3 protein-coding genes are annotated in these 2,078 nt (G+C 71.1%); 2 read left to right on the forward strand and 1 reads right to left on the reverse strand.

The window, feature by feature from the left end:
* Window positions 1-57: 57 nt before the first annotated feature.
* Both A9X05_RS02355 and A9X05_RS02360 read left to right on the forward strand, forming a co-directional pair.
* Complete coding sequence (locus tag A9X05_RS02355) at window positions 58-537, forward strand: gamma-glutamylcyclotransferase (RefSeq protein WP_067757370.1); 480 nt, start codon at window positions 58-60, stop codon at window positions 535-537.
* A gap of 89 nt (window positions 538-626) precedes the next feature.
* On the forward strand, window positions 627-1,445 hold the full coding sequence (locus tag A9X05_RS02360; protein WP_067778980.1) for an alpha/beta hydrolase: 819 nt from the start codon (window positions 627-629) through the stop codon (window positions 1,443-1,445).
* On the opposite strand, the gene A9X05_RS02365 is transcribed toward A9X05_RS02360, so the two are convergent.
* A partial coding sequence (locus A9X05_RS02365; protein ID WP_156736212.1) for a M20/M25/M40 family metallo-hydrolase occupies window positions 1,442-2,078 on the reverse strand: 637 nt, incomplete at its 5' end. The two genes, A9X05_RS02360 and A9X05_RS02365, sit on opposite strands and share 4 nt — an antisense overlap.

Genomic DNA, 2,078 nt, shown 5'->3' on the forward strand with positions numbered 1-2,078 from the left:
GCGCGGCGAAACGCTTGGGAGAAGACCGCTCGTGCGGGTGACGTCTAAGATTTCCCCGTGCCGCTCTACGCCGCCTACGGGTCGAACATGGATCCTGAGCAGATGCTCAAGCGGGCACCCCATTCCCCGATGGCCGGAACCGGCTGGCTGCACGGCTGGCGCCTGACGTTCGGCGGCGAGGACATCGGCTGGGAAGGCGCGCTGGCCACGGTGGTCGAAGACCCGACCTCCAAGGTGTTCGTCGTCCTCTACGACATGACCCCGGCCGACGAGAACAACCTCGACCGGTGGGAGGGCTCGGAGTTCGGCGTCCACAAGAAGATCCGCTGCCGGGTGGAACGCATCTCGTCGGACACCAGCACCGACCCCGTGCTGGCCTGGCTGTACGTGCTCGACGCCTGGGAGGGCGGCCTGCCCTCGGCGCGATACCTGGGCGTGATGGCTGACGCCGCCGAAATCGCCGGAGCCCCAAGCGATTACGTGCACAACCTGCGCACCAGACCGGCCCACAACATCGGCCCGGGAACGGGCTCCTAGGGCCCGTGTCGATTCTCTCCAGACCAGTCGTCGCCGACGCACTGGCCCGCACTTTCGCCGCCGTCGTGAACCCGGCCCCCAAGGCCGCCGTGCGATTCCCCGAATTCCGCGGCCGGACCACCGAGGTCACCATCCCCGCCCGGCACGGCCCCGTACCGGCAACCGTCTACCACCCGCCGGCCGGCACGGCGAACCAGGCGGTCTACGTCAACGTGCACGGCGGGGGCTTCGTGGTCGGGCACCCCGAACAGGACGATCCCTGGTGCCGGTACCTGGCCGCCAACGCAGGCGTGGTGGTGATCAATCCCGACTACGTGCTGGCGCCGCGGCACCGCTTCCCGGCGGCGCCACACCAGGTCTACGACGTCGTCCGCTGGGCGGCCGACCCCGGCCGCGATTGGGACGGCGGCCGGCTGTGCGTCGGGGGCCAAAGCGCGGGCGGCAACCTCAGTGCCGCGGCAGCACGGCTGGCGCTGGAGAACGGCGGCCCCCGCATCGCGCTGCAGGTCCTGCACTACGCCCCGCTCGACCTGGTGACGCCCGCCCGCGACAAGCCGTCCAGCCTGGGCGGCCGCGCCGTCCTGAAGCCGTGGATGGGTGAGGTCTTCGACACCGCCTACGTGCCCGAAGCCGCGCAGCGGCGCGACCGCCTGGCCTCCCCCGCGTGGGGCGACAACGCCGACGGGATCGCCGGTATCGCGCCCGCGCTGGTCGTGACGGCCGAACACGATCGACTTCGCGACGAGGCCCGCAGCTACGCCGAAAAGCTCGACGCCGTCGGGGCATTGGCGGAGTACTACGAGGTCGCCGGCGTCGACCATGGCTACAACATCATGAGCGACGCGGCGGACGTCACGTTGCGAAGTTACGCGCACATCGCCGAGCACGTCATGCGGGCGACGCGCTAGGGCAGCAGCGCGAACGCGGCCGACTGCTCGACGATGTTGACCATCACCCGCAGCCCGATCGCCAGGGCCCGCTCGTCGAGGTCGAACGTCGGCTGGTGCAGATCCAGCTGCGGTCCCTGCCCCGGCCAGACGCCCAGGCGCGCCATCGCACCGGGAATCTCCTCGAGGTACCAGGAGAAGTCCTCGCCCCCACCCGACTGGCGGGTATCGGCCAGCGCGTCGGGGCCGATGGCCTCGATCGCGTGGGTGAGGATGCGCGTCGAGACGTCCTCGTTGACCACCGGCGGCACACCCCTCCGGTATTGCAGCGTGTGTTCGATGCCGAGCGGCGCCAGCAGCGCCGACACCGTCTCGCGGATGATGTCCTCCAGGCCGACCCAGGTCTGCCGGCTCGCGGTGCGCACGGTGCCGCCCAGCACCCCGGACTGCGGGATGGCGTTGGCGGCCACCCCGGCGTTGACCGCACCCCACACCAGGACGGTCGCGTTGCGCGGGTCGATGCGGCGGGACAGCACACCGGGCAGCCCGGTGATCAGCGTGCCCAGCCCGTAGACCAGGTCGGCGGTCAGGTGCGGGCGCGACGTGTGCCCGCCCGGCGAGTGCAGCGTGATCTCGATCTGGTCGGCCGCCGAG

Origin of the sequence: Mycobacterium sp. E3298, from assembly GCF_001666895.1 — a bacterium.
Taxonomy (GTDB): domain Bacteria; phylum Actinomycetota; class Actinomycetes; order Mycobacteriales; family Mycobacteriaceae; genus Mycobacterium.